This is a genomic window from Nocardioides sp. Kera G14 (genome assembly GCF_020715565.1).
In the GTDB taxonomy this organism is placed as follows: Bacteria; Actinomycetota; Actinomycetes; order Propionibacteriales; family Nocardioidaceae; genus Nocardioides.
In genome coordinates this window covers 1,815,044-1,835,490 of record NZ_CP085839.1, presented here as the reverse complement: position 1 = coordinate 1,835,490, position 20,447 = coordinate 1,815,044, and the positions used below count along the sequence as shown (strand labels likewise).

Sequence of the window (20,447 nt, the reverse complement as noted above, 5' to 3'; positions counted from 1 at the left end):
ATGGCAGGGACGACACGGGTCGGCTTCGTCGGGCTCGGCAACATCGGCAAGCCGATGGCGCTGCGGCTGGCGCAGGCCGACGGCATCGACCTGCGCGTCTTCGACGTGGCGGAACAGCCGCTCACGGAGCTGGAGGCGGCCGGCGCCACCATCGCAGCGAACGTCGCCGAGCTCGGCAACTGGGCCGACGTCATCTGCGTGATGGTGCGCGACGACGCCCAGGTCCGCTCGGTGCTCGGCGAGGTCCTCGCCGAGCTCAAGCCGCGCGAGGACATGGTGCCGGTCTCCTTCGTGGTGCACTCGACGGTCTCGCCGTCGACGCCGGCCGAGCTGCAGGCGGAGGTGACGAAGGTCTGCGGGTTCGCCATCGAGGTCGTCGACGCCCCGGTCTCCGGTGGTCCGATGGGCGCGGCCGACGGCTCGCTCGCGATCATGGTCGGCGCCTCCGACGGCGCCTTCAAGGCGGTCGAGCCCGTGCTGTCGCGGATGGGCACGAAGGTCATCCACGCCGGCGAGCCCGGCAAGGGCACGGAGTTCAAGCTCGCCCGCAACTTGCTCCACTTCGTCTCCTTCACGGCCGCCACCGAGGCCGCGCGACTTGCCGAGGCCGCCGGCCTCGACCTCCGCTCACTCGGCGACGTGGTGCGTCACACCGACGCCATCACGGGCGGCCCCGGCGCGATCCTCCATCGTGAGACCACCGCACCGATCGCCGCCGACGACTTCTGGCACGGCGTCTTCAGCCACGTCGTCGCGTTGGGGGAGAAGGACCTCACCTTCGCGGTCGCGCTGGCGGACCAGCTGGGGGTCGACGTACCTCTGGCTCGGCTGGCACTGGACCGGCTCGCGCCGGGACTGGGGCTGCCGCGTGAGTGACAAGTTCGAAGACCTGCCGGAGCTGCGCGCCCAAGGGCTGCGCACGATGGAGAAGGTCTACGGCTTCGAGATGAGCGACGGTGAGGGCGACTTCTTCCGCTACACCGCCGATCACCTCTTCGGCGACATCTGGAACCGACCCGGCCTCTCCGACCGTGACCGACGGCTGCTGCTGATCGGCCTCCTCACCGCCAAGGGGTACGCCGACGTGCTCGGCATCCAGGTCCCCGCGGCCCATGCCAACGGGGAGCTCTCCGATGCCGAGTTGCGGGAGGTCGTCGTCTTCCTGACCCACTACGCGGGCTGGCCGGACGGTGCCAAGCTCAACAGCGTCGTCGAGGAGACCATCGGCAAGGCGGCCCGCGCGGCCAAGAAGGCAGCCCAGGAGGCCGCACAGTGAGCAACTACGCCACCCTGACCCGCGAGCAGCTCGCCGCGCTCGTGCCGGAGCTGCTGCTCGTGGGACAGATGATCGACCGCTCCGGCATGGCCTGGTGCATCAGCGAGTTCGGCCGCGAGGAGATGCTCCAGATCGCGATCGAGGAGTGGGCCGCTGCCAGCCCGATCTACACCCGCCGGATGCAGGCCGCGCTCGCCTACGAGCCCGCCGAGCCCGGCAAGGGCGACATCGTCACCATCTTCAAGGGACTCCAGCTCGACATCGGTGCGCCGCCGCAGTTCCTCGACTTCCGCTTCACCGTCGACGACCCCTGGCACGGCGGCTTCAGCCTGCCGTTCTGCGGCGCGCTGGCTGACGTCGAGGGCATGGGCGACGCCTACGTCAAGGGCATGTGCCACACGATCGAGGACCCCACCTTCGACGCGACCGCGGTCGCGACGAACCCCAAGGCGCAGGTCCGCCCGGTCCACCGCCCGCCCCGTGTGCCGGCAGGACGTGTTCCGGTCTGCTCCTGGACGGTGATCATCGACGAGAGCTACCCCGACGCGGTCGGTATCCCCGCGCTCGCCGTCAACGAGCGCTCCCGGGCCGCGACGCTCGAGCTCGAGCCGATCGACGCGACCGACGAGGGTGTCTCCGACTACCGCGGTCCGCTGCTCGCCGATCTCGACTTCGCCGCGTTCTCCCACTCGGCGCTCGTCCGGATCGCCGACGAGGTCTGCCTCCAGATGGCGCTGCTCGACCGTGCCTTCGTCCTCGCCCTGAAGGCCCGCGCGGACACCGAGCAGTTGCTCCGGCTCCGGCGCAAGCAGCTCACCGGTTTCGCGGGCATCGCGGCGATGCGTGTCGCCAGGGCGCTCGATCTCCCGGCCACCCCGGAGGGTGCGCTCGAACTGCTCCGGCTGCACCCGATGCTCAACCCGGCGGCGTACGTCCGCACGAGGGGCGAGGCAGGCACCCTCGCCGTCTCACCCGGTCCGGCTCACGAGGACGCCGCCTGGGTCAGCCTGATCGGCCCCGACTGGGCCGTCCCGCTCGCCGCAGCGGTGCGTGAGCTCGACCCGCACTTCGACGTCACCGTCACCGGTGCCGACGACGAGTGGGTCGCCCGGGTCGTCGTACGCGACGAGGAGACCAAGGAGACGGACGAGGTGGCGGTCACCAAGATCAGTCTCGGCGCGGGCTTCGCCTTCGAGAAGCGCCGGTCGCTCCCACTGTTGGTCAACGGCTGACAGCGGGAGCGCCCCGGCGCGCTCAGCGCAGACGGAGCCGGCGCATCCAGCGCAGCGAGCTCTGCATCTGCTTGGCGTACTGCTCGTACGTCTGCTTGCCCTGAGGGCCCATGACCTGCTTCTTGAGTACGGCGACGTTCTGCGTCTCGGTGTACTTCAGCAGCCCCTGGTCGCCGTGACGTGCGCCGACGCCGGACTGCTTCATCCCGCCCGACGGCGTTCCCTTCGAGGAGTACGCCGTCGCCAGGCCGTCGTTGATGTTGACGTTGCCGGACTCGATCCGGCGCGCGATGTTCTCGGCCCGCTTGAAGTTGGTGGTCCAGATGGAGGCGTTGAGGCCGTAGTCGGTGTCGTTGGCCAGGGCGATCGCCTCCTCGACCGATCCGTAGCGGTGCAGCGAGACGACCGGACCGAAGGTCTCGATGGTGCCGTGCAGCATGTCGGAGGTGGTGCCCTCGAGGATCGTCGGCTCGAAGAAGGTCGGGCCGAGGTCGGGCCGGGCCTTGCCGCCGAGCAGCACGCGGGCGCCCTTGGCCACGGCGTCCTCCACATGGGAGCGGACCCGCTCCAGGTGGTCGGCGGAGATGAGTGCACCCAGCTCGGGACCGAAGTCGTAGGAGGCGTACTGCTTCATCGCGCCGGCGGCGGCGACGAACTTGTCGCGGAAGGCCTCGTACTGGGAGTCGTGGATGTAGATCCGCTCGATGTGCATGCAGATCTGCCCGGTGTTGCCGAAGACCGCGAAGAGCGTGCCCTGCACGGTCTCGTCGAGATCGGCGTCGTCGAGCACGATCATCGGGTTCTTGCCGCCGAGCTCCAGGCAGGCGCCGATCAGGTTGCGACCGGCCTGCTCGCCGAGCCGCCGGCCCGTCGCGGTGGAGCCGGTGAACATCAGGTAGTCGATGTGGTCGAGCATCGTCGGCCCGACGTCGGGGCCCTCACCGCAGATGACCTGGAAGAGGCCCTGGGGCAGCCCCGCCTGCTCGAGCAGGCTGACGCCGTACAGGGGCGAGAGCGCGGTCTTGTTGTCCGGCTTGAGCAGGACGGCGTTGCCCGCCATCAGGGCGGGGATGGCGTCGGAGAGGCCGGTCGCGAAGGGGAAGTTCCACGGCGCGATGATCCCGACGAGGCCGCGTGGAGGGTGGACCTCCTTCGAGTACGAGACGACCGGCACCGGGCCGGCGTGCTTGCGGTCGCGGAGCAGCTTGGGGGCGCGCCTGAGGTAGTGGCTGATCACCATGACGGGGTCGCACGCCTCCTCGAAGGCGATGCGGCGCGCCTTGCCGGACTCGGCCTGGATCAGGTCGGCGATCTGGTGCTGGTGGCTGAGGATCAGCTCGTGGGCCCGCGCGAAGACCGCGAGCCGCTCCTTGAGCGGTGTGGCGGCCCACTGCTTCTGGGCGGCGCGTGCCTTGCCCGCGGCGGCGATGACGTCGTCGGGCGTGGTCTGCGGGAGCTCGACCAGGACCTCGCCCGTGTAGACCTCGGTGAGCTTCCAGGTGCCGCCTGCGGTGGAGGGGACACGTGCCACCAGCTGCCGCAGCAGGGAGTCGGAGAGCGTGCCGGGCCGCGTGGGCCGGGCCGGGGGTGCGGGCGTCATGGTCATGGTCGGTCTCCTCAGGTTCCGAGGATGAACTCGGCGACGCGGTCGCCGATCATCACGGAGGGTGCATTGGTGTTGCCGCCGATGATCGACGGCATGATGGAGGCGTCGGCGACCCGAAGGCCGTCGACTCCGTGGACGGTGAGATCGGGCCCGACGACTGCCCGGTCGTCCACGCCCATCCGGCACGAGCCGACGGCGTGGTAGATCGAGGTGGCGCGGTTGCGCACCTCGGACTTCATCTGGTCGGCGCTGATCGCCGTCCCGGGATGGAGCTCACCGGTGACCTTGGCCTTGATCAGCGGGTTCTCCATGATGTCGCGGATCATCTGCACCCCCTCGAGGAGCACCGTGTGGTCATCGGGCTCACTCAAGTAGTTGAAGTCGATCAACGGGGCCGCGAACGGGTCGGCGGACCTGAGCCGGAGGGTGCCGCGGGACTTCGGGTAGATCAGCGAGCTCATCACCGTCAGCGCCGAGCGCTTGTCGACCTCGTGCCGGATCGGGGCGTCCTGGTTGGGCGACGGGTAGGCCCACGGAAGCACGTGCAGTTGCAGGTCGGGCACGTCGGTCGCGAGCGACGTACGAACGAATCCGACCGTCTCGAAGACGGTGTTCTCCAGGAAGGAGCCACCGCGCGTGACCTCCTTGGCGAAGCCGCGAGCGAAGTACGGCGCCGTGCCGTGGTGCAGCGCCGTCGGCATCAGCCACGTGGTCGGTACGAACATGTGGTCGTGCAGGTTGTCGCCCACCGGCAGGTCGGCGACGACCTCGATGCCGAGCTTGGTCAGCTCGTCGGGGTGGCCGACACCGGAGAGTTGGAGCAGCTGGGGCGACCCGAAGGCGCCGGCGCTCAGGATCACCTCGGCCGTCGCCCGGATGACGTGCCGGGTGCCCTTGGCGTCGATCACCTCGACGCCGGTGGCCCTGTCGTTCTCGATGACGACGCGGGCGGCGTGGAGGTTGACCAGGACGGAGAGGGTCGGCAGGTCCTGGTTGTGGAGGTAGCCGCGGGCGGCCGAGTAGCGAAGGCCCGCCGACGCGCTCTGCTGGAAGACCGAGAGGCCCTCCTGCTCCTCGGCGTTGTAGTCCGCGAGGACCTTGACGTTGAGCGTCTGTGCGGCCGCCTCCTTGAAGGCCCGGCCCGCCTCGGTCGGCTGGGTGTGGCGGGTGACCTTGATCGGCCCGCCCGCGCCGCGGTAGTCGGTGGCCCCGTCCTCGAAGTCCTCGATCCGCTTGTACGCCGTGTTGACGCTGTCCGCGGACCAGGCGTTGCCCGCGTCACCCATCTCGTGGGCCCACGAGTCGTAGTTCGCCCGGTTGCCGCGCACCCACAGGACACCATTGATCGCGCTCGAACCACCCAGGATCCTGCCTCGGGGCTGCGGCAACTCGCGCTCGAGCGCATGGCGCTGGGGCACGGTGTGGAATCCCCAGTCCACGAGCCGCTTGAGCCTCGGCTCGGCGTGCATCGGCCCGATCATCCCGGGGATGTTGACCATGAGGTTCTTGGCGTCGCTCTTGCCCGCCTCGATGAGGAGGACGGACTTCCCGGCGGCGGCCAGGCGCCCCGCCGCGGCACAGCCCGCGGAGCCACCGCCGACGACGACGTACTCGGCCTCGGTGACCACGGCACCGGAGCGCACGGTGGCGCGGGACCGGGGCATCAGATCCGCTCGATGATCGTTCCGGAGGCCTGTGCGCCGCCGGCGCACATCGAGATGAGGGCGAACTGGCCGTCACGGCGCTCGAGCTCGTGGAGGGCGGTGGTCAGGAGCCGGGTGCCGGTGGAGCCGACGGGGTGGCCCAGCGCGATGGCACCGCCGTTGACGTTGATCTTCTCCTCGGGGACCTTGTGCACCTTCGCCCAGGACATCACCACGCCCGCGAAGGCCTCGTTGACCTCGGCGATGTCGATGTCACTGATGCTCATGCCGGTGTCCTTGAACAGCTTCTCGGTCGCCTGCACGGGTCCGTCGAGGTGGTAGTAGGGGTCGGCTCCGACGAGGCAGCTCGAGACGATCCGCGCGCGGGGCGTAAGGCCGAGGTCACGTGCGACCGCCTCGTCCATGAGGAGGAGCGCGCTGGCGCCGTCACTGATCTGGGACGACGTACCTGCGGTGTGGGTGCCGCCCTCGCGGACGGGGGAGAGGGCGGCGAGCTTCTCGAGCGAGGTCTCGCGGATGCCGCCGTCCTGGCTGACGTTCTGGGTCTCGCCCGTCGGCTTCCCCTCCTCGTCGAGGACGGGAGCTTCGAGGGAGAAGATCTCACGGGTGAAGTGGCCGGCGTCCTGGGCGGCACGGGCCTTCTGCTGCGACCAGAGACCGAAGGCGTCGACCTCGGCACGACTGAAGCCGCGGTCGTGGACGATCCGGTCCGCACCCCCGAACTGGTCGGGCAGGTCGATGCTCCAGTCGCTCGGCCGCGGGTCGCCGGCGCCCTTCGGCACGTTGGCGCCGAGGGGGATGCGCGACATCGACTCGATGCCGCAGGCGACACCGACCTTGATCTGGTCGGCGGCGATCATGGCGTTGATCAGCGCGGTCGCCTGCTGTGCACTGGAGCACTGGGCGTCGATCACCGTCGAGGCGGTGTGGTTCGGCAGGCCGGCATGCATCCACGCGCGGCGCACCATGTTGTTGGACTGCTCGCCGGCCTGCGTGACGCAGCCGCCGATGACCTGGTCGACGAGCTCCGGGTCGAGACCGGATCGCTTGAGCACCTCGACCTGCGTGGCCCCGAGGAGGACGGCGGGATGCACGCCTGCGAGGGCACCCCGGCGCTTTCCGATCGGGGTGCGGACTGCTTCGACGATGACAGGGTTGCCCATGGCCAAAAACTAGAACGTGTTCTTGATTTGTGCAAGAGTGGTGGGGCAGCATGGACGGAGTGCTTGCCCGACCTGAAGGAGCCGCAGTGACCGCGCTTGACTTGGATCTTCCCACCGGATTCGACCCGACGGACCCCGGGCTCCGGCAGATTGGCATCACGCTCAAGGAGTTCGCCCAGCTGCGGAAGACGGCGCCGGTGTGGTGGGTGGCCCAGACGCCCGATGCCGCGGCCGGCTTCGAGGACGAGGGGTACTGGGCGGTCACGCGACACGCCGACATCGCGGCCGTCTCCAAGAACGCTGCCGAGTTCTCCAACAGCGAGGACGGCGTGATCATCCGGTTCGCGCCGGACATGACGCGCGACCAGGTGGAGCTCCAGCGGGTCATGATGGTCAACCAGGACGCCCCCGACCACACCAAGCTGCGCCAGATCATCAGCCGCGGCTTCACGCCCCGCGCGATCGGTGCCCTTGCGGAGTCGCTGCGCGAGCGTGCCGACAGGATCGTCTCCGACGCCCTCGCGAAGGGTTCGGGCGACTTCGTCCACGACATCGCGGCCGAGCTGCCGCTCCAGGCCATCGCCGAGCTCCTCGGCGTGCCGCAGGAGGACCGGGGCAAGCTCTTCGACTGGTCCAACCAGATGCTCTCCTACGACGACCCCGACGTCCCCGGCGACCCCGAGACGGCGGCCGCCGAGATCCTCGGATATGCGATGGGTCTCGCCGCCGAGCGCAAGGAGAACCCGGGCGACGACATCATCTCCAAGCTGGTGACGGCAGACCTCGACGGCCACGGCAGCCTCACCGACGACGAGTTCGGCTACTTCGTCATCCTGCTCGCCGTCGCCGGTAACGAGACCACCCGCAACGCGACGACCCACGCGATGATGGCCTTCTTCGACAACCCGGACCAGTGGGACCTCTGGGTCAAGGAGCGCCCCGACACGATGATCGACGAGGCGATCCGCTGGGCCACCCCCGTCTCCGTCTTCCAGCGCACCGCGAAGAACGACCTCGAGCTCGGCGGCCAGCAGATCAAGGCGGGCGATCGTGTCGCCCTCTTCTACGCCTCGGGCAACAACGACGAAGAGGTCTTCGAGAACCCGCGTCAGTTCAACATCCTGCGCGACCCGAACCCGCACCTCGCCTTCGGCGGTCACGGCGCCCACTACTGCATCGGCGCCAACCTCGCCCGCCTCGAGATCAAGATCATCTTCGACGCCATCGCGGACAAGGTCCCGAACATCAAGCAGGCCGGCGAGGCCAGCCGCCTCCGCCACTCGTGGATCAACGGCATCAAGGAACTCCCGGTCACCTACGCCTGACGGCCCTTCGCCCAGACCGACCAGACGGCCCTTCCGGGCACTCCGGAAGGGCCGTCTCATCGTTCTGGCGACTCAGGCCGCTTGCCATCGCAGGAGGCGCTCACGTTGGCGGGTGGTCAGGGCCCTGCGACGGTCGACGGTCGTGGTGTCGGTCCACCACGGCGGCGGTGTCAGGGTCCAGCGCGGTTCCGGGGATGGACCCCGTTCCGTCCGGGTCAGCGCGTCCTTGGTCCGGCGGAGGAAGTCCGACGGATTGCGACGATCGGCGGCCACCATCTCGACGTACTCCAGACCGACGCGGCGGAAGGCGCCCTCCCGACGGATGTCCTTCGCCCGCTGTCCGCCCGTCAGGTGGTCAGCGCCGTCATACTCGCCGACGAGCCCCGACGCCGGATGGAAGAGATCCGGCGTGCCGAGGTGTCGTCCGTCGGGGTCGAAGATCGGCGTGTTGCAGACGACCTCCGTGAGACCGATGGTCCGCCACAGGAGCCGCATCTGCGTCTCCATGGGCGACCAGCTGTTCTCCGAGGCGAGCGCGATGGCGTCGCGCACCTGACGGATCCCTGGTCTCCCGGCCCGCTCCAGGGCATGACCCGCAAGCTCGTCGAGGGAGATGAGGTCTGCTGCGGCTGCGCGATCGATGGCGTTGACGGCGCTGCCGAGGCCAGCGGCGTGGGCTGCTGCGAACAGCGCGGCATGGACGGCACTGACGAGCGGAATGCCGTCGACCTCCTCGATGGCAGAGTCGGGTAGTTGCTCTGCCGTGACCCGGAGTGTCGAGGTCGGGCGAACGACGCCGCGGGGAACGACGACGGAGACCCTCCGGCCATCGAGGAACTTGGCGCCGCGCCACCGCAGAGCCGCCCATCCTGTGACCGCCCCTTTGTCAACGACCTGGTGAGCTGCGATGGCGATTCTCTGTTCGACAGCCAGGTTCTCCGGCAGGTCGGTCGGCACGTAGTAGCCGTAGGAGGCCCGTCGCCAGCGGGGCCCTCGTGCCTGCTTCGGTGTCGGGCCAAGCACGCCGTCGGGGTCGATCGGGCTGGGCCACACGAGACCCGGGCGGTTCTGATGGACGGGGAAGGGTTCAGCATGGGGTGAGCGAGCCATAGGTCGAGCGTGGCCCACCAAGATGGATCACGTCGGTGGCTCTCCACAGCCCCTTGCAGGACCGACCAGACGGCCCTTCCGGACACTCCGGAAGGGCCGTCTCGTCGTTCTGGGCAGCTCCGGGGTCAGGGGCGTCGGAGGGGTGAGGCCACGAGCCGGGCCGCCAGGGTGGCGCGGGCGGTGATCCTGGCCATCGCCTCGAGGTCGAACTCCGGGGAGGCGGTGAGGCCGTAGCGGCCGCGTTCCTCGCGCCAGACCTCGTTCACCAGCAGGTGGCGCCGTACGTTGGCGATGAAGGGGTCCTGGTCCTCCTCGGCGTCGAGGTCGACGAGGCCGTCGAGCTCCTCGAGCGAGACGGTCCAGGTCGAGCCACGGCGATCCTCGCCGAAGCAGGTGATCCAGACATGGCTCGCGACGGTGGCGGCGACCATCGGCGGTGCGGTGCCCGGCACCAGCGGCTCCCACAGCCCGGGACCACCGGCGAGGATGTCACGCGCAGCAGGGCAGTCGACATCCGCGAGGGTGAGGTCCAGCAGGGGTTCGACCTCAGGCGCCGCGGGCGCTGCCTGGGTGGATCCCTCCGCAGCCTCGGCCGGCTCCGGCGGATGCTCGGGATGCCAGCGGAGCACCAGGGCGCAGAGCGACACCGCCGTGACGCCGGTCAGGAGGATGCCGAGCAGCATCACCAACGATGACCCGTTGAGGAGGCCTTGCGAGAAGATGTACGCCCCGAGGAGAAGCCCGGCCACGAGGGCCACCGGGTGCCCGACCCACTTCATGACCGGGACCTTAGTCCCGGAAGACCGCCGGCCGCTTCTCCTTGCGCGCGGTGACCGCCTCCTCGAAGTTCTGGGTGAGGAGGCGGACGAGGAGCTGGCCGAGGCCCTCGCCGTGCATGTGGGACTCGACGGAGCCGGCGGACTGCGCGTCGATGAGGGTGCGCTTGGTCAGCTCGATGCCGGGGCGGCTCCATCCGATGATCGCGTCAGCGGTTTCGAGACACGACTCGAGCAACTGCGAGTCGGGCACCACCCGCGAGACCAGGCCGGTGCTCGCCGCCTCGGCGGCCTCGATGTCGCGGCCGGTCAACATCCACTCGGCCGCCCGGGAGGACCCGACAGCACGAGGGAGCAGTGCGGAGAGGCCGAGTTCGGAGGCGGTGAGGCCGTTGTTGATCCCGGCCGCACGGAAGTACGCCGACTCGCCGGCGATCCGGATGTCGCAGGCCAGCGAGAGGCAGAGCCCGCCCCCGATGGCCGCGCCGTTCACCGCGGCGATCACCGGCTGATGCATCGATCGGAGCGTCGTGATGATCTCCTCGAGCAGCTCCATCAGTCGCAGCGCGACGCCGATCCGGGTGAGTCCGGCGAGGTTGTCCAGCTGCGGACGGTCACCGCTCTGGTCGGCGCCGGAGCAGAAGCCACGACCGGCGCCGGTGAGCACGACGACCCGCACGGAGTTGTCGTCCGACAGTTCCCGCAGGAGATCACGCAGCGGCTCCATGACGTCGAACGCCATCGAGTTCATCCGCTCGGGACGGTTGAGCGTGACGACGGCGACCTCGGGGCGAGGCCGCTCGACGAGCACGAAGTCGCGCGGGTCGGCGCCCATCAGTTGAGGGGTGCCGAGCCGACGACCCACATGGCGAAGAACTGCGAGCCGCCGCCGTACGCATGCCCGAGGGCGCGGCGTGCGCCGTCGACCTGGTGGTCGCCGGCCAGGCCGCGGACCTGGAGGGCGGCTTCGGCGAAGCGGAGCATGCCGGAGGCACCGATGGGGTTCGAGGAGAGCACGCCGCCGGACATGTTGACCGGGAGGTCTCCGTCCAGCGCGGTGACGCCGGCCTCGGTGAGCTTCCACCCCTCGCCCTCGCCGGCGAAGCCGAGGTTCTCCAGCCACATCGGCTCGAACCACGCGAACGGCACGTAGATCTCCGCGCAGTCGATCTCCTTGCGCGGGTCGGTGATGCCGGCCTGCTTGAAGACGGCGGCGGCGGCCTGGCGACCCGCGTGCGGGTTGACCTGGTCGCGCTCGGCGGCCGAGGTCGGCTCGGAGCGCATCGCGGTCCCGTGGATCCACGCGGGGTTCGTGAACGCCTTCGCCGTATCGGCGTCGGCGATGACCATCGCACAGGCGCCATCGGAGGACGGGCAGGTCTCGTCGTAGTGGATCGGGTCCCAGAGCATCTGCGAGGCGAGCACCGACTCGACGGTCGTGCCCTCGTTGTGGAGGTGCGCGTAGGGGTTCTTGAGTGCGTTGTTGCGGTCCTTGGCCGCGACGATCGCTCCGATGTGCGACGGCGCCTCGGCCCGGCGGATGTAGGAGCGGACGTGCGGGGCGAAGTAGCCGCCGGCTCCGGCGTGGACCGGCATCACGAACGGCACCGGCACCGAGAGCGCCCACATCGCGTTGGACTCCGACTGCTTCTCGAAGGCGACGGTCAGTACTCGGCGGTGGACGCCGGACTGGACGAGCGAGGCCGCGACGATCGCGGTCGAGCCTCCGACGGAGCCGGCGGTGTGGACGCGCAGCAGCGGCTTGCCGACCGCACCGAGCGACTCGGCGAGGAAGAGCTCGGGCATCATCACGCCCTCGAAGAGGTCGGGGGCCTTGCCGATCACGATCGCGTCGATGTCGTCGAGCGTCATGTCGGCGTCCGCGAGGGCGCGGTCCATCGCCTCGCGGCAGAGGCCCGCCATCGAGACGTCCTTGCGCGCGGCGCGGTGGTGGGTCTGTCCGATGCCGACGACGGCGGCGGGGGCCTTGCTCATCAGTTGAGGTTTCCTTCCAGGACGCACACGAGGTTCTGCTGCAGGGCCGGTCCGCTGGTGGCGTGGCCGAGGGCGACGTCGGAGGAGCCGTCCCAGACACGGCGCGCCGCCTCACCGATGCGGATCGCACCGCCGGCGAACATCGGGTTGCCGGAGAGCGCCCCACCGGAGGGGTTCAGTCGTACGTCGTCGCGCAGCCCCAGCGACGAGCGGAGGATCAGCTCCTGGTGCGAGAAGGGTGCGTGCAGCTCCGCCAGGTCGACGCGGGACAGGTCTCCTGCGGCCGAGGCGGCCCGCGAGGCCGACGGCGACGTCGTCAGGTCGCGCAGTCCGAGCTGGAGTCCGTCGGTGTTGTGTGCCAGGCCGGTGATCCACGCGGGCCGCTCCCGCACCTCGCGGGCGCGGTCGTCTGCCGCGAGCACCAGCGCCACGGCACCGTCGGTCACCGGCGCGCAGTCGTGCTTGCGCAGCGGGTCGGCGAACATCGGCCGCGCGAGCAGGTCGGCCACCGAGGAGCCACCGGCCCGGACGGCGTACTCGTTCTTCTCGGCATCCGTCATCGACCGGTCGACGACCTCCGCCATGGCGGTCTCGTCCCAGAGGCCGGCGTCCAGGCCGGCGCGGGCCTGCAGGGCGGCGAGGGACACGGTGTCCGGCCACAGCGGCGTCATCGTGTACGGGTCGAGCTGGAGGGTCAGCGTCCGACGAAGGACGCCGGCCGAGGACTTGCCGAAGGCGAAGGCGATGGCCGTGTCGACCTCGCCGGTCTGGATCTTCAGCCACGCCTCATAGAGCGCCCAGGCGGCGTCCATCTCCACGTGCGACTCGTTGATCGGCGGCAGCACGCCGATCGCGTCGATCGCTGACACGAAGGAGAACGAGCGGCCGGCGAGGTAGTCCGAGGAGCCGGAGCACCAGAAGCCGACGTCCTTCTTCGTCCAACCGGTCTGCTCGTAACACTCCCCGATGATCGGCACGAGCATCTCGGCCATCGTGGGGGAGCCGTCATAGTCCTGCATCTGTCGCTGGGCGAAGCCTACGACTGCCACGTCACGCATCGTCGCGTCGTCCTTCCGGGGATCAGAGGTGGTGCTTGTAGCTGTCGAAGTCCGCGTCCGGCTCGTCGGTCGGCGCGAAGTGGCTGATGTTCTCGATGGTCGTGCCCCACTCCTCGCGTGGTTTCCAGACCGCCTTCACCCGCATGCCCATCCGGACCTCCTCGGCCGGGATGTCGAGGATGAGGTGCTGCAATGCGATGTCCGCGCCATCGAGGAGGACGTACGCCGACACGTAGGGTGGCGTGATCTTCTGGCCGAGGAACGGCACGTTGACGATGCAGAACGTCGTGACCGTGCCGACGTCGGAGAGCTCGACCTCCTCGGCCGTCGGGACGCCGTCGACGGGGCAGGCCGGCCGCGGGGGCACGTAGACCTTGCCGCACTTGGGGCAGCGCTGCCCGACGAGGCGACCTTCCGCGAGGCCGCGGTAGAAGGCCGACTCCTCGGGACTGGCGGCGTACTGGTAGTTCACCGACGTCGGCGTCACGATGCCGGTCACGGGCTCGCTGTCACCGAGCAGCTGACCACCGGGCTCGGGCTCACCGGGCTCGAAGACGAGGTCGGTCACCGAGCCGGTGCGCTCGTCCGCCCACCGGGCTCGGACCCGCATGCCGGTCGACATCCCCTCCGGAGAGGCGACGTCGACCGCGTGCAGCAACGCGGTGTCGGCACCGTCGATCTGGATCAGTGCGAACGCGAAGGGGCGGTCGAACGGCTGTCCCTCGACCGGCTCACTCACCCAGGTCCACGAGGCGACCGTGCCACCGTCGGAAAGCTCGACGAACTCGGTGACGGCCGCGTGCGTCGCGGGGTCGAACTCCGGCGGGGGTACGGCGACCCGGCCGTCGCTCAACCGGGCGCCGACCAGGACGCCATCGCGGAGGCCGGTGAGGAATCGGCCGAGCACCGGGCCGACCGAACGGGTGTAGTCGAAGGCGACCGTGACCGGTGCCGAGAGAGTGCGGGCCATGACAGGAAGTAGAACATGTTCTAGTCTTGCCGACAACCACCGTGACAAGGGAGTGCGCGTGAAGCTGGGTCTGCAACTGGGCTACTGGGGTGCCCAACCCCCGAGCGGCATCGACGAGCTGGTCGCGGCGGCCGAGGAGTCCGGCTTCGACGCGATCTTCACGGCCGAGGCCTGGGGGAGCGACGCCTTCACCCCGTTGGCCTGGTGGGGCCGCGAGACCTCCCGCGTCCGGCTGGGCACGAGCATCGTCCAGATGTCAGGTCGTACGCCGACCTCCATCGCCATGCACGCGCTGACCCTCGACCACCTCTCGGGCGGACGGATGATCCTTGGCATGGGCGTCAGCGGACCGCAGGTCGTCGAAGGCTGGTACGGCCAGCCCTTCGCCCGCCCGCTGGCCCGCACCCGCGAGATCGTCTCGATCGTCCGGCAGGTCCTTGCCCGGGAGGGGGCGGTCACCAACGACGGCCCGCACCATCCGTTGCCCCTGCCCGCCGATGCGGCCGGTGCGACCGGCCTCGGCAAGCCGCTCAAGTCGATCGTGCATCCGCTGCGTGCCGACCTCCCGATCTGGCTCGGCGCCGAGGGGCCGAAGAACGTCGCCCAGACCGCCGAGATCGCCGACGGGTGGATCCCGATCTTCTACACGCCCAACACCGCGGCCATGTACCAGCCCTGGCTCGACGAGGGCTTCGCCCGGCCCGGCGCCCGGCAGACGCGTAAGACCTTCGAGATCGCCGCCACCTGTCACCTGCAGATCGTCCGCGACGCCGCCGAGAAGCAGCAGGTCGTCGACACCATGAAGCACCATGTCGCGCTCTACATGGGGGGCATGGGCGCGAAGGACGCGAACTTCCACAAGGAGGTCTTCACGCGGATGGGTCACGGCGCGCTGGCGGACAAGGTCCAGGAGCTCTACCTGTCCGGACGCAAGGAGGACGCGGTGGCACTCATCCCGAACGAGCTCGTCGATGACATGCACATCATCGGCACCCTTGCCGAGGTGAAGGAGAAGGTCGCCCAATGGGAGGCCACCGGTGTCACCACGCTCCTGCTCAGCCTCCGCAGTGCCGATGAGGTGCGCACGATCGCCGAGGCCCTCGCATGAGCCTCTATGTCGTCACCGGCTCCGCGAGCGGCATGGGGTCCGCCGTCGTCGAGCGCCTGAAGGGGAGCGGGCACGACGTCCTCACGGTCGACCAGCATGACGCCGACGTCGTCGCGGACCTCTCCACCGCCGAAGGGCGTGCCCGGGCCGGCCGCGAGGTGCTCAAGCTCTCCGAGGGACGACTCGACGGCGCCGTACTCGCCGCCGGTCTCGGCCCCGCGCTCGTCCCCGGCCGCGCGAAGCTCGTGCTCGAGGTCAACTACAACGGGGTCGTCGAGCTGCTCGAGGCCTGGCGGCCGGCGCTCGCCGCCGGCGGCAACGCCAAGGTCGTCGCCTTCGGCTCCAACTCCTCGACGACGGTCCCGCTCGTCCCCGCACCGGCGATCAGCGCCCTCCTGCGAGGGCGCAGTGACCGGGCCCTCTGGGTCCTCAACCTCGCCGGCAGGCAGGCGCCGACCTTCGCCTACGCAGCCTCCAAGATCGCGCTCGCCCGCTGGATCCGCCGCAACGCGACGGCACCGGAGTGGATCGGTGCCGGCATCCGGCTCAACGCCCTCGCGCCCGGCGCGATCATGACGCCGCTCCTGGAGCGCCAGCTCGCCACGCCCGCCGAGGCGAAGCTGATCCGGCAGTTCCCCATCCCCGCCGGTGGTTTCGGCGACCCCGGCCAGCTCGCCGACTGGGTCGTCTTCATGCTCGGCCCGGCGGCCGACTTCCTCGTCGGCAGCGTCGTCTTCGTCGACGGCGGCTCCGACGCGTGGTTCCGCGCCGACGACTGGCCGCGCGGGGTCCCGGCACGGCGGCTGCGCGGTTATCTCAAGCGGATGAAGGAGTTCAGGCGATGACGGACCCGGCTCCCGACGTACTGGCGCCAGCGACGCTGGGTCCGGTCCAGCTGCGCAACCGCGTGATCAAGTCGGCGACCTTCGAGGGTGCGAGCCCCGAGGCGCTGGTGAGCGACCGGCTGATCGACTACCACCTCGCGGTCGCCGAGGGAGGCGTCGGCATGACGACCGTCGCCTACCTGGCGGTGAGCCCGGAGGGGCGCACCCATGCCGAGCAGATCTGGTGGCGGCCCGAGGCCCTCTACGGCCTGCGTCGCCTGACCGAGGCGGTGCACGCGACCGGTGCCAAGGTCAGTGCCCAGATCGGTCATGCGGGGCCGGTCGCCAACGGCCAGTACGGCCATCCGAGCCTCGCGCCCAGCCGGAGCTTCAACCCGCTCGCCATGCGGTTCCACCGTGCGCCGACGGAGACGGACATCGACCGCATCGTGGCCGACCACGGCGAGGCGACACGGATGGCCATCGAGGCGGGTTTCGACGCCGTCGAGGTGCACCTGGGCCACAACTATCTCGCGAGCGCCTTCCTCTCGCCGAAGCTCAACCGGCGCAAGGACGCCTTCGGCGGCTCGCTCGTGAACCGGGCCGAGTTCCCGCGGCGGATCCTTGCCGCCGTACGCCGTGCGGCCGGTGACCAGATCGCGGTGACCGCCAAGCTCAACATGAAGGACGGCTACCGCGGTGGCTTCGACATCCCCGACTCGATCCCGTTCGCCCGGATGCTCGAGGCCGACGGGCATCTCGACGCGCTGGAGCTGACCGGCGGCTCCAGCCTGATGAACCCGATGTACCTCTTCCGGGGCGGCGCGCCCGTCAAGGAGATGGCGACCAACATGCCGATGCCGGCGCTGCTGCGGCTGGGCATCCGGGCCGTCGGCAAGGGCTTCTTCAAGGAGTATCCGTGGGAGCCGCTCTACTTCCTCGAGTACGCGAAGAAGTTCCGGACCGCGCTGTCCATGCCGATCATCCTGCTCGGGGGCATCACGGACCGCGCGGCGATGGACACCGCGATGGCGGAGGGTTTCGACTTCGTGGCGATGGGGCGTGCGCTGCTGCGCGAGCCCGACCTGATCAACCGGATCGCCGCGACCGTTGACTCCGGGGCTCCTGTCGTCTCGAAGTGCATCCACTGCAACCTGTGCATGTCCACGATCTATCCGGGCACGCACTGCCATCTCGACGACGAGCACGTCTACGGCACACCCCTCCCGATCCATGACCCCCTTCTGAAGGCAGGCGCCTGATGTCCGTCGACTCCCGTGACTATGCCTCGATCCGCACCGGATTCGTCGAGAACGACCTGACCCCCGAGGAGGTCGAGCGGACGGCGGCGGCCGTCGAGCCGCTCGTCGACTCGGTGCGCGAGCTCCTCGATGCGCTCATCCGCTCCGAGGTCGACGCCGGCGAGCTCGATTCGATCCGGTCCGAGGTCGACGCGCTGGTTGCGCGCCTGCGCACCAAGCAGATCCCCGGTGCGTACGGCGTCCGCGCGGACACCTCGGGGCGCCACCGTGCCTGGGGCAACCCGGTCGTCGGTCTGCGCAACGCCATGTCCCCGCCGCTGGAGATTCAGCACGACGAGTCCGACGGCTCGGCCTGGGCCGAGACCGTCCTGGGCGCCCGCTTCGAGGGCCCTCCCGGCATGGTGCACGGCGGCATCAGCGCGCTGCTGCTCGACCAGATCGTCGGGCACGCGGCGTCGGCCGCGGGGAAGCCCGGCATGACGGGCACGCTCAAGCTGCGCTACGTCGCGCCCACCCCGCTCGGTCCGATCCGGCTCGAGGCCCGGACGGAGAAGGTGGACGGGATCAAGGCGATCGTCCGCGCCGGGAGCTACGTCGACGATCCGGCCAACCCCGGCGAGCGTCGGCTCTGCGTCGAGGCCGAGGCAATCATGATCCTGCCCCGCTGGGCGAGGGAGTTGGAAGAGACGTCCAGGTCCATGGGACCGATCGGAGATGAAGGAGCACGATGAACGACACGCTGCGCTGGGGCACCCACAACGGCCACCTGATGGCCGCCGCCCTCAAGCGACACAAGGACCGACCGATCATCCACCTGGGCGACGTCACCCTCACCGGTGCCCAGGTCGAGGAGCGGATGAGCCAGTACATCCAGGCCTTCGAGGCGTTGGGCGTCGGAGAGGGGTCGGCCTCCGCGCTGCTCGCTCCGAACCGCCCCGAGGTGCTCTTCATCCAGGGCGCAGGCCAGACCCAAGGCTTCCAGCGCAGCGCGCTGCACCCGATGGGCTCGGTCGATGACCACGCCTACGTCATCAACGACTCCGGCATCACCGCCCTGATCGTCGACCCCGTCTTCGCCCAGCGCGCCATCGACCTCCTCGACCGGTGCCCCGGCCTCAAGCAGATCCTCACCATCGGCCCGGTCCCGGCCGGTCTGGAGGCTGTCGGCATCGACCTCATCGAGGCGGCGGCGGCGTACGAGCCGAAGCCGGTCGAGGCGCGCCTGCTGCCGCCCGACCACATCATCTCGATCGCCTACACCGGCGGCACCACCGGCAAGCCGAAGGGCGTCATCGGGACGGCGCAGACGATGGCGACGATGGCGCAGATCCAGCTCGCCGAGTGGGAGTGGCCGGAAACGCCGCGGTTCCTGATGTGCACGCCGCTGTCACACGCCGGCGCGGCCTTCTTCGTGCCCGTCGTGCTCAAGGGCGGCACCCTCTTCGTGCAGTCGACGTTCGACCCCGCCGGAGTCCTCCGCATGATCGAGGAGGAGCGGATCAACTCGCTCATGGTCGTCCCGACGATGCTCTACATGCTGCTCGACCACCCGGACTCCCACACCCGCGACCTCTCGAGCCTCGAGACCGTCTACTACGGCGCCGCCGCGATGAACCCGGTCCGGCTGGCGGAGGCGATCGAGCGCTTCGGCCCCATCTTCGCCCAGTACTACGGCCAGTCCGAGGCGCCGATGGTGATCAGCTATCTCGCCAAGGCCGACCACACCCCGGAGCGACTCACCTCGTGCGGGCGACCGTCGGCCTTCCTCCGTACGGCGTTGCTCGACTCCTCCGGCGACCCCGTCGCACCGGGCGAGCCCGGCGAGATCTGCGTCGCCGGCCCGCTCCTGTCGGGCGGCTACTGGAACCTGCCTGAGGTCACCGCCGAGACGTTCAAGGACGGCTGGCTGCACACGGGCGACGTCGCCCGCGCGGACGACGACGGCTACTGGTACATCGTCGACCGGACCAAGGACATGATCGTCACCGGTGGCTTCAACGTGTATCCGCGCGAGGTCGAGGACGTGGTCGCGACGCACGCCGCCGTCGGCCAGGTGGCCGTCATCGGCACCCCCGACGAGCGCTGGGGCGAGACCGTCACCGCCGTCGTCGTACTCCGTGACGGCGCGTCGCTCACCGACGACCTGATCGCCGAGCTTCAGGCGCTGGTGAAGGAGAAGAAGGGCTCGGTCCAGGTCCCCAAGCGGATCATCGCCGCCGATGCCATCCCCATGACCGCCCTCGGCAAGCCCGACAAGAAGGCCCTCCGCGCTCGGTCCGCCTAGGACCCGGTGAAGGAGGGCGCCCGCTTCTCGAGGAAGGCGCGGGGGCCCTCCTTGGCGTCCTGGGAGGCGAAGACCCCGAGGCCGACGGCAGCGTCGGCCTTCCAGCACTCGTCCTCGTGCTTGCCCTCGGAGTCGCGCATCGTCTTGAGGATCGCCTGCACGGCGAGGGGGCCGTTGGCGGCGACCATGTCGGCGAGCTCGTGCGCCTTCTCGAGGGCCTGGCCGTCGGGGACGACGTGGCCGATGAGGCCCAGCTCCTTGGCCTCGGGAGCCTTCAGCGTACGTCCGGTGAGCAGCAGTTCGGCCGCGACGGTGTAGGGGATCTGGCGGGGGAGCCGGACCGCCGAACCGCCCAGCGGATAGAGCGACCAGCGCGCCTCGGCGACACCGAACCTCGCAGACTCCCCGGCGACCCGGATGTCGGTGCCCTGCAGGATCTCGGTGCCGCCCGCGATCGCCGGTCCCTCGACGGCCGCGATGAGCGGCTTCGTCAGCCGGAAGCCCTTCAGCAGCGCCTTGATGACCGAGGCGTCGTAGTCGTCACCGACCCCGTTGGAGTCGAGGCTCTGCAGGTCCATGCCGGCGCAGAAGGCTCCGCCGGCCCCGGTCAGGATGCAGACCCTGATCTCCGGATCGTCGTTGACGCGATCCCAGGCAGACTCCATGATCCGGAGCATCTCCTGCGAGAGCGCGTTGCGGCGCTCGGGACGGTTCATCGTGACGACGAGCTTGTGCCCGTCCTGCTCCACCAGTGCATCGGCCATGATTCGGACGGTAGCGAAAAACTGGAACGT

Annotated in this window: 19 protein-coding genes; 9 read left to right on the top strand and 10 right to left on the bottom strand. The window is 69.7% G+C overall.

The features are described 5' to 3' along the window. From LH076_RS09055 to LH076_RS09045, 3 genes are read left to right on the top strand one after another with little or no spacing between them, the layout of a single operon-like run. A complete protein-coding gene (locus LH076_RS09055; protein WP_227780364.1) occupies positions 1-876 on the top strand; it encodes an NAD(P)-dependent oxidoreductase in 876 nt (291 codons plus the stop codon). After that, positions 869-1,276 carry a carboxymuconolactone decarboxylase family protein gene (locus LH076_RS09050; RefSeq protein ID WP_227780363.1) on the top strand — a complete coding sequence of 136 codons (408 nt, stop codon included), beginning with the start codon at positions 869-871 and terminating at the stop codon, positions 1,274-1,276. The genes LH076_RS09055 and LH076_RS09050 overlap by 8 nt, the downstream gene beginning before the upstream one ends. Beyond that, positions 1,273-2,508 carry a hypothetical protein gene (locus LH076_RS09045; RefSeq protein WP_227780362.1) on the top strand — a complete coding sequence of 412 codons (1,236 nt, stop codon included), beginning with the start codon at positions 1,273-1,275 and terminating at the stop codon, positions 2,506-2,508. The genes LH076_RS09050 and LH076_RS09045 overlap by 4 nt, the downstream gene beginning before the upstream one ends. Before the next feature lie 22 nt (positions 2,509-2,530). On the opposite strand, the gene LH076_RS09040 is transcribed toward LH076_RS09045, so the two are convergent. From LH076_RS09040 to LH076_RS09030, 3 genes are read right to left on the bottom strand one after another with little or no spacing between them, the layout of a single operon-like run. Continuing rightward, entirely contained in the window at positions 2,531-4,114 is a 1,584-nt protein-coding gene (locus LH076_RS09040; protein ID WP_227780361.1) for a succinic semialdehyde dehydrogenase, read from the bottom strand. 11 nt (positions 4,115-4,125) lie between these two features. Beyond that, on the bottom strand, positions 4,126-5,778 hold the full coding sequence (locus tag LH076_RS09035) for a GMC family oxidoreductase (RefSeq protein WP_227780360.1): 1,653 nt from the start codon (positions 5,776-5,778) through the stop codon (positions 4,126-4,128). Then, on the bottom strand, positions 5,778-6,941 hold the full coding sequence (locus LH076_RS09030) for a steroid 3-ketoacyl-CoA thiolase (RefSeq protein ID WP_227780359.1): 1,164 nt from the start codon (positions 6,939-6,941) through the stop codon (positions 5,778-5,780). The genes LH076_RS09035 and LH076_RS09030 overlap by 1 nt, the downstream gene beginning before the upstream one ends. Before the next feature lie 86 nt (positions 6,942-7,027). Here LH076_RS09030 and LH076_RS09025 point away from each other — a divergent pair, with 86 nt between their 5' ends. Further along, entirely contained in the window at positions 7,028-8,266 is a 1,239-nt protein-coding gene (locus tag LH076_RS09025; protein WP_227780358.1) for a cytochrome P450, read from the top strand. A gap of 72 nt (positions 8,267-8,338) precedes the next feature. On the opposite strand, the gene LH076_RS09020 is transcribed toward LH076_RS09025, so the two are convergent. The 6 genes from LH076_RS09020 to LH076_RS08995 all read right to left on the bottom strand — a co-directional run bounded on the left by LH076_RS09020 (position 8,339) and on the right by LH076_RS08995 (position 14,175). After that, positions 8,339-9,376 (bottom strand): hypothetical protein, encoded by a 1,038-nt coding sequence (locus LH076_RS09020; protein WP_227780357.1) that lies wholly within the window; start codon positions 9,374-9,376, stop codon positions 8,339-8,341. A gap of 125 nt (positions 9,377-9,501) precedes the next feature. Then, entirely contained in the window at positions 9,502-10,155 is a 654-nt protein-coding gene (locus tag LH076_RS09015; RefSeq protein WP_227780356.1) for a hypothetical protein, read from the bottom strand. A 10-nt stretch (positions 10,156-10,165) separates the two neighbouring features. Further along, a complete protein-coding gene (locus LH076_RS09010) occupies positions 10,166-10,987 on the bottom strand; it encodes an enoyl-CoA hydratase (protein WP_227780355.1) in 822 nt (273 codons plus the stop codon). Beyond that, positions 10,987-12,147, bottom strand: a complete 1,161-nt coding sequence (locus tag LH076_RS09005; RefSeq protein ID WP_227780354.1) for a thiolase domain-containing protein — start codon at positions 12,145-12,147, stop codon at positions 10,987-10,989. Before LH076_RS09005 ends, LH076_RS09010 begins: the two co-directional genes overlap by 1 nt. Further along, entirely contained in the window at positions 12,147-13,205 is a 1,059-nt protein-coding gene (locus LH076_RS09000) for a thiolase domain-containing protein (RefSeq protein WP_227780353.1), read from the bottom strand. The genes LH076_RS09005 and LH076_RS09000 overlap by 1 nt, the downstream gene beginning before the upstream one ends. 22 nt (positions 13,206-13,227) lie before the next feature. Beyond that, positions 13,228-14,175 (bottom strand): Zn-ribbon domain-containing OB-fold protein, encoded by a 948-nt coding sequence (locus tag LH076_RS08995; protein ID WP_227780352.1) that lies wholly within the window; start codon positions 14,173-14,175, stop codon positions 13,228-13,230. A gap of 58 nt (positions 14,176-14,233) precedes the next feature. Here LH076_RS08995 and LH076_RS08990 point away from each other — a divergent pair, with 58 nt between their 5' ends. The 5 genes from LH076_RS08990 to fadD8 are packed head-to-tail and all read left to right on the top strand — an operon-like array spanning position 14,234 to position 19,653. Beyond that, positions 14,234-15,283 (top strand): LLM class F420-dependent oxidoreductase, encoded by a 1,050-nt coding sequence (locus LH076_RS08990; RefSeq protein ID WP_227780351.1) that lies wholly within the window; start codon positions 14,234-14,236, stop codon positions 15,281-15,283. Next, positions 15,280-16,128 carry an SDR family oxidoreductase gene (locus LH076_RS08985; RefSeq protein WP_227780350.1) on the top strand — a complete coding sequence of 283 codons (849 nt, stop codon included), beginning with the start codon at positions 15,280-15,282 and terminating at the stop codon, positions 16,126-16,128. Before LH076_RS08990 ends, LH076_RS08985 begins: the two co-directional genes overlap by 4 nt. Continuing rightward, positions 16,125-17,369, top strand: a complete 1,245-nt coding sequence (locus LH076_RS08980; protein ID WP_227780349.1) for an NADH:flavin oxidoreductase — start codon at positions 16,125-16,127, stop codon at positions 17,367-17,369. Before LH076_RS08985 ends, LH076_RS08980 begins: the two co-directional genes overlap by 4 nt. Then, on the top strand, positions 17,369-18,100 hold the full coding sequence (locus LH076_RS08975; RefSeq protein ID WP_227780348.1) for a PaaI family thioesterase: 732 nt from the start codon (positions 17,369-17,371) through the stop codon (positions 18,098-18,100). Before LH076_RS08980 ends, LH076_RS08975 begins: the two co-directional genes overlap by 1 nt. Continuing rightward, the gene (fadD8, locus tag LH076_RS08970; protein ID WP_227780347.1) at positions 18,097-19,653 is read left to right on the top strand and encodes a fatty-acid--CoA ligase FadD8; all 1,557 of its coding nucleotides are present in this window, start codon (positions 18,097-18,099) and stop codon (positions 19,651-19,653) included. The genes LH076_RS08975 and fadD8 overlap by 4 nt, the downstream gene beginning before the upstream one ends. Here the strand turns inward: fadD8 and LH076_RS08965 are convergent. Then, a complete protein-coding gene (locus LH076_RS08965) occupies positions 19,650-20,417 on the bottom strand; it encodes a crotonase/enoyl-CoA hydratase family protein (protein ID WP_227780346.1) in 768 nt (255 codons plus the stop codon). The two genes, fadD8 and LH076_RS08965, sit on opposite strands and share 4 nt — an antisense overlap. Positions 20,418-20,447: the final 30 nt, after the last annotated feature.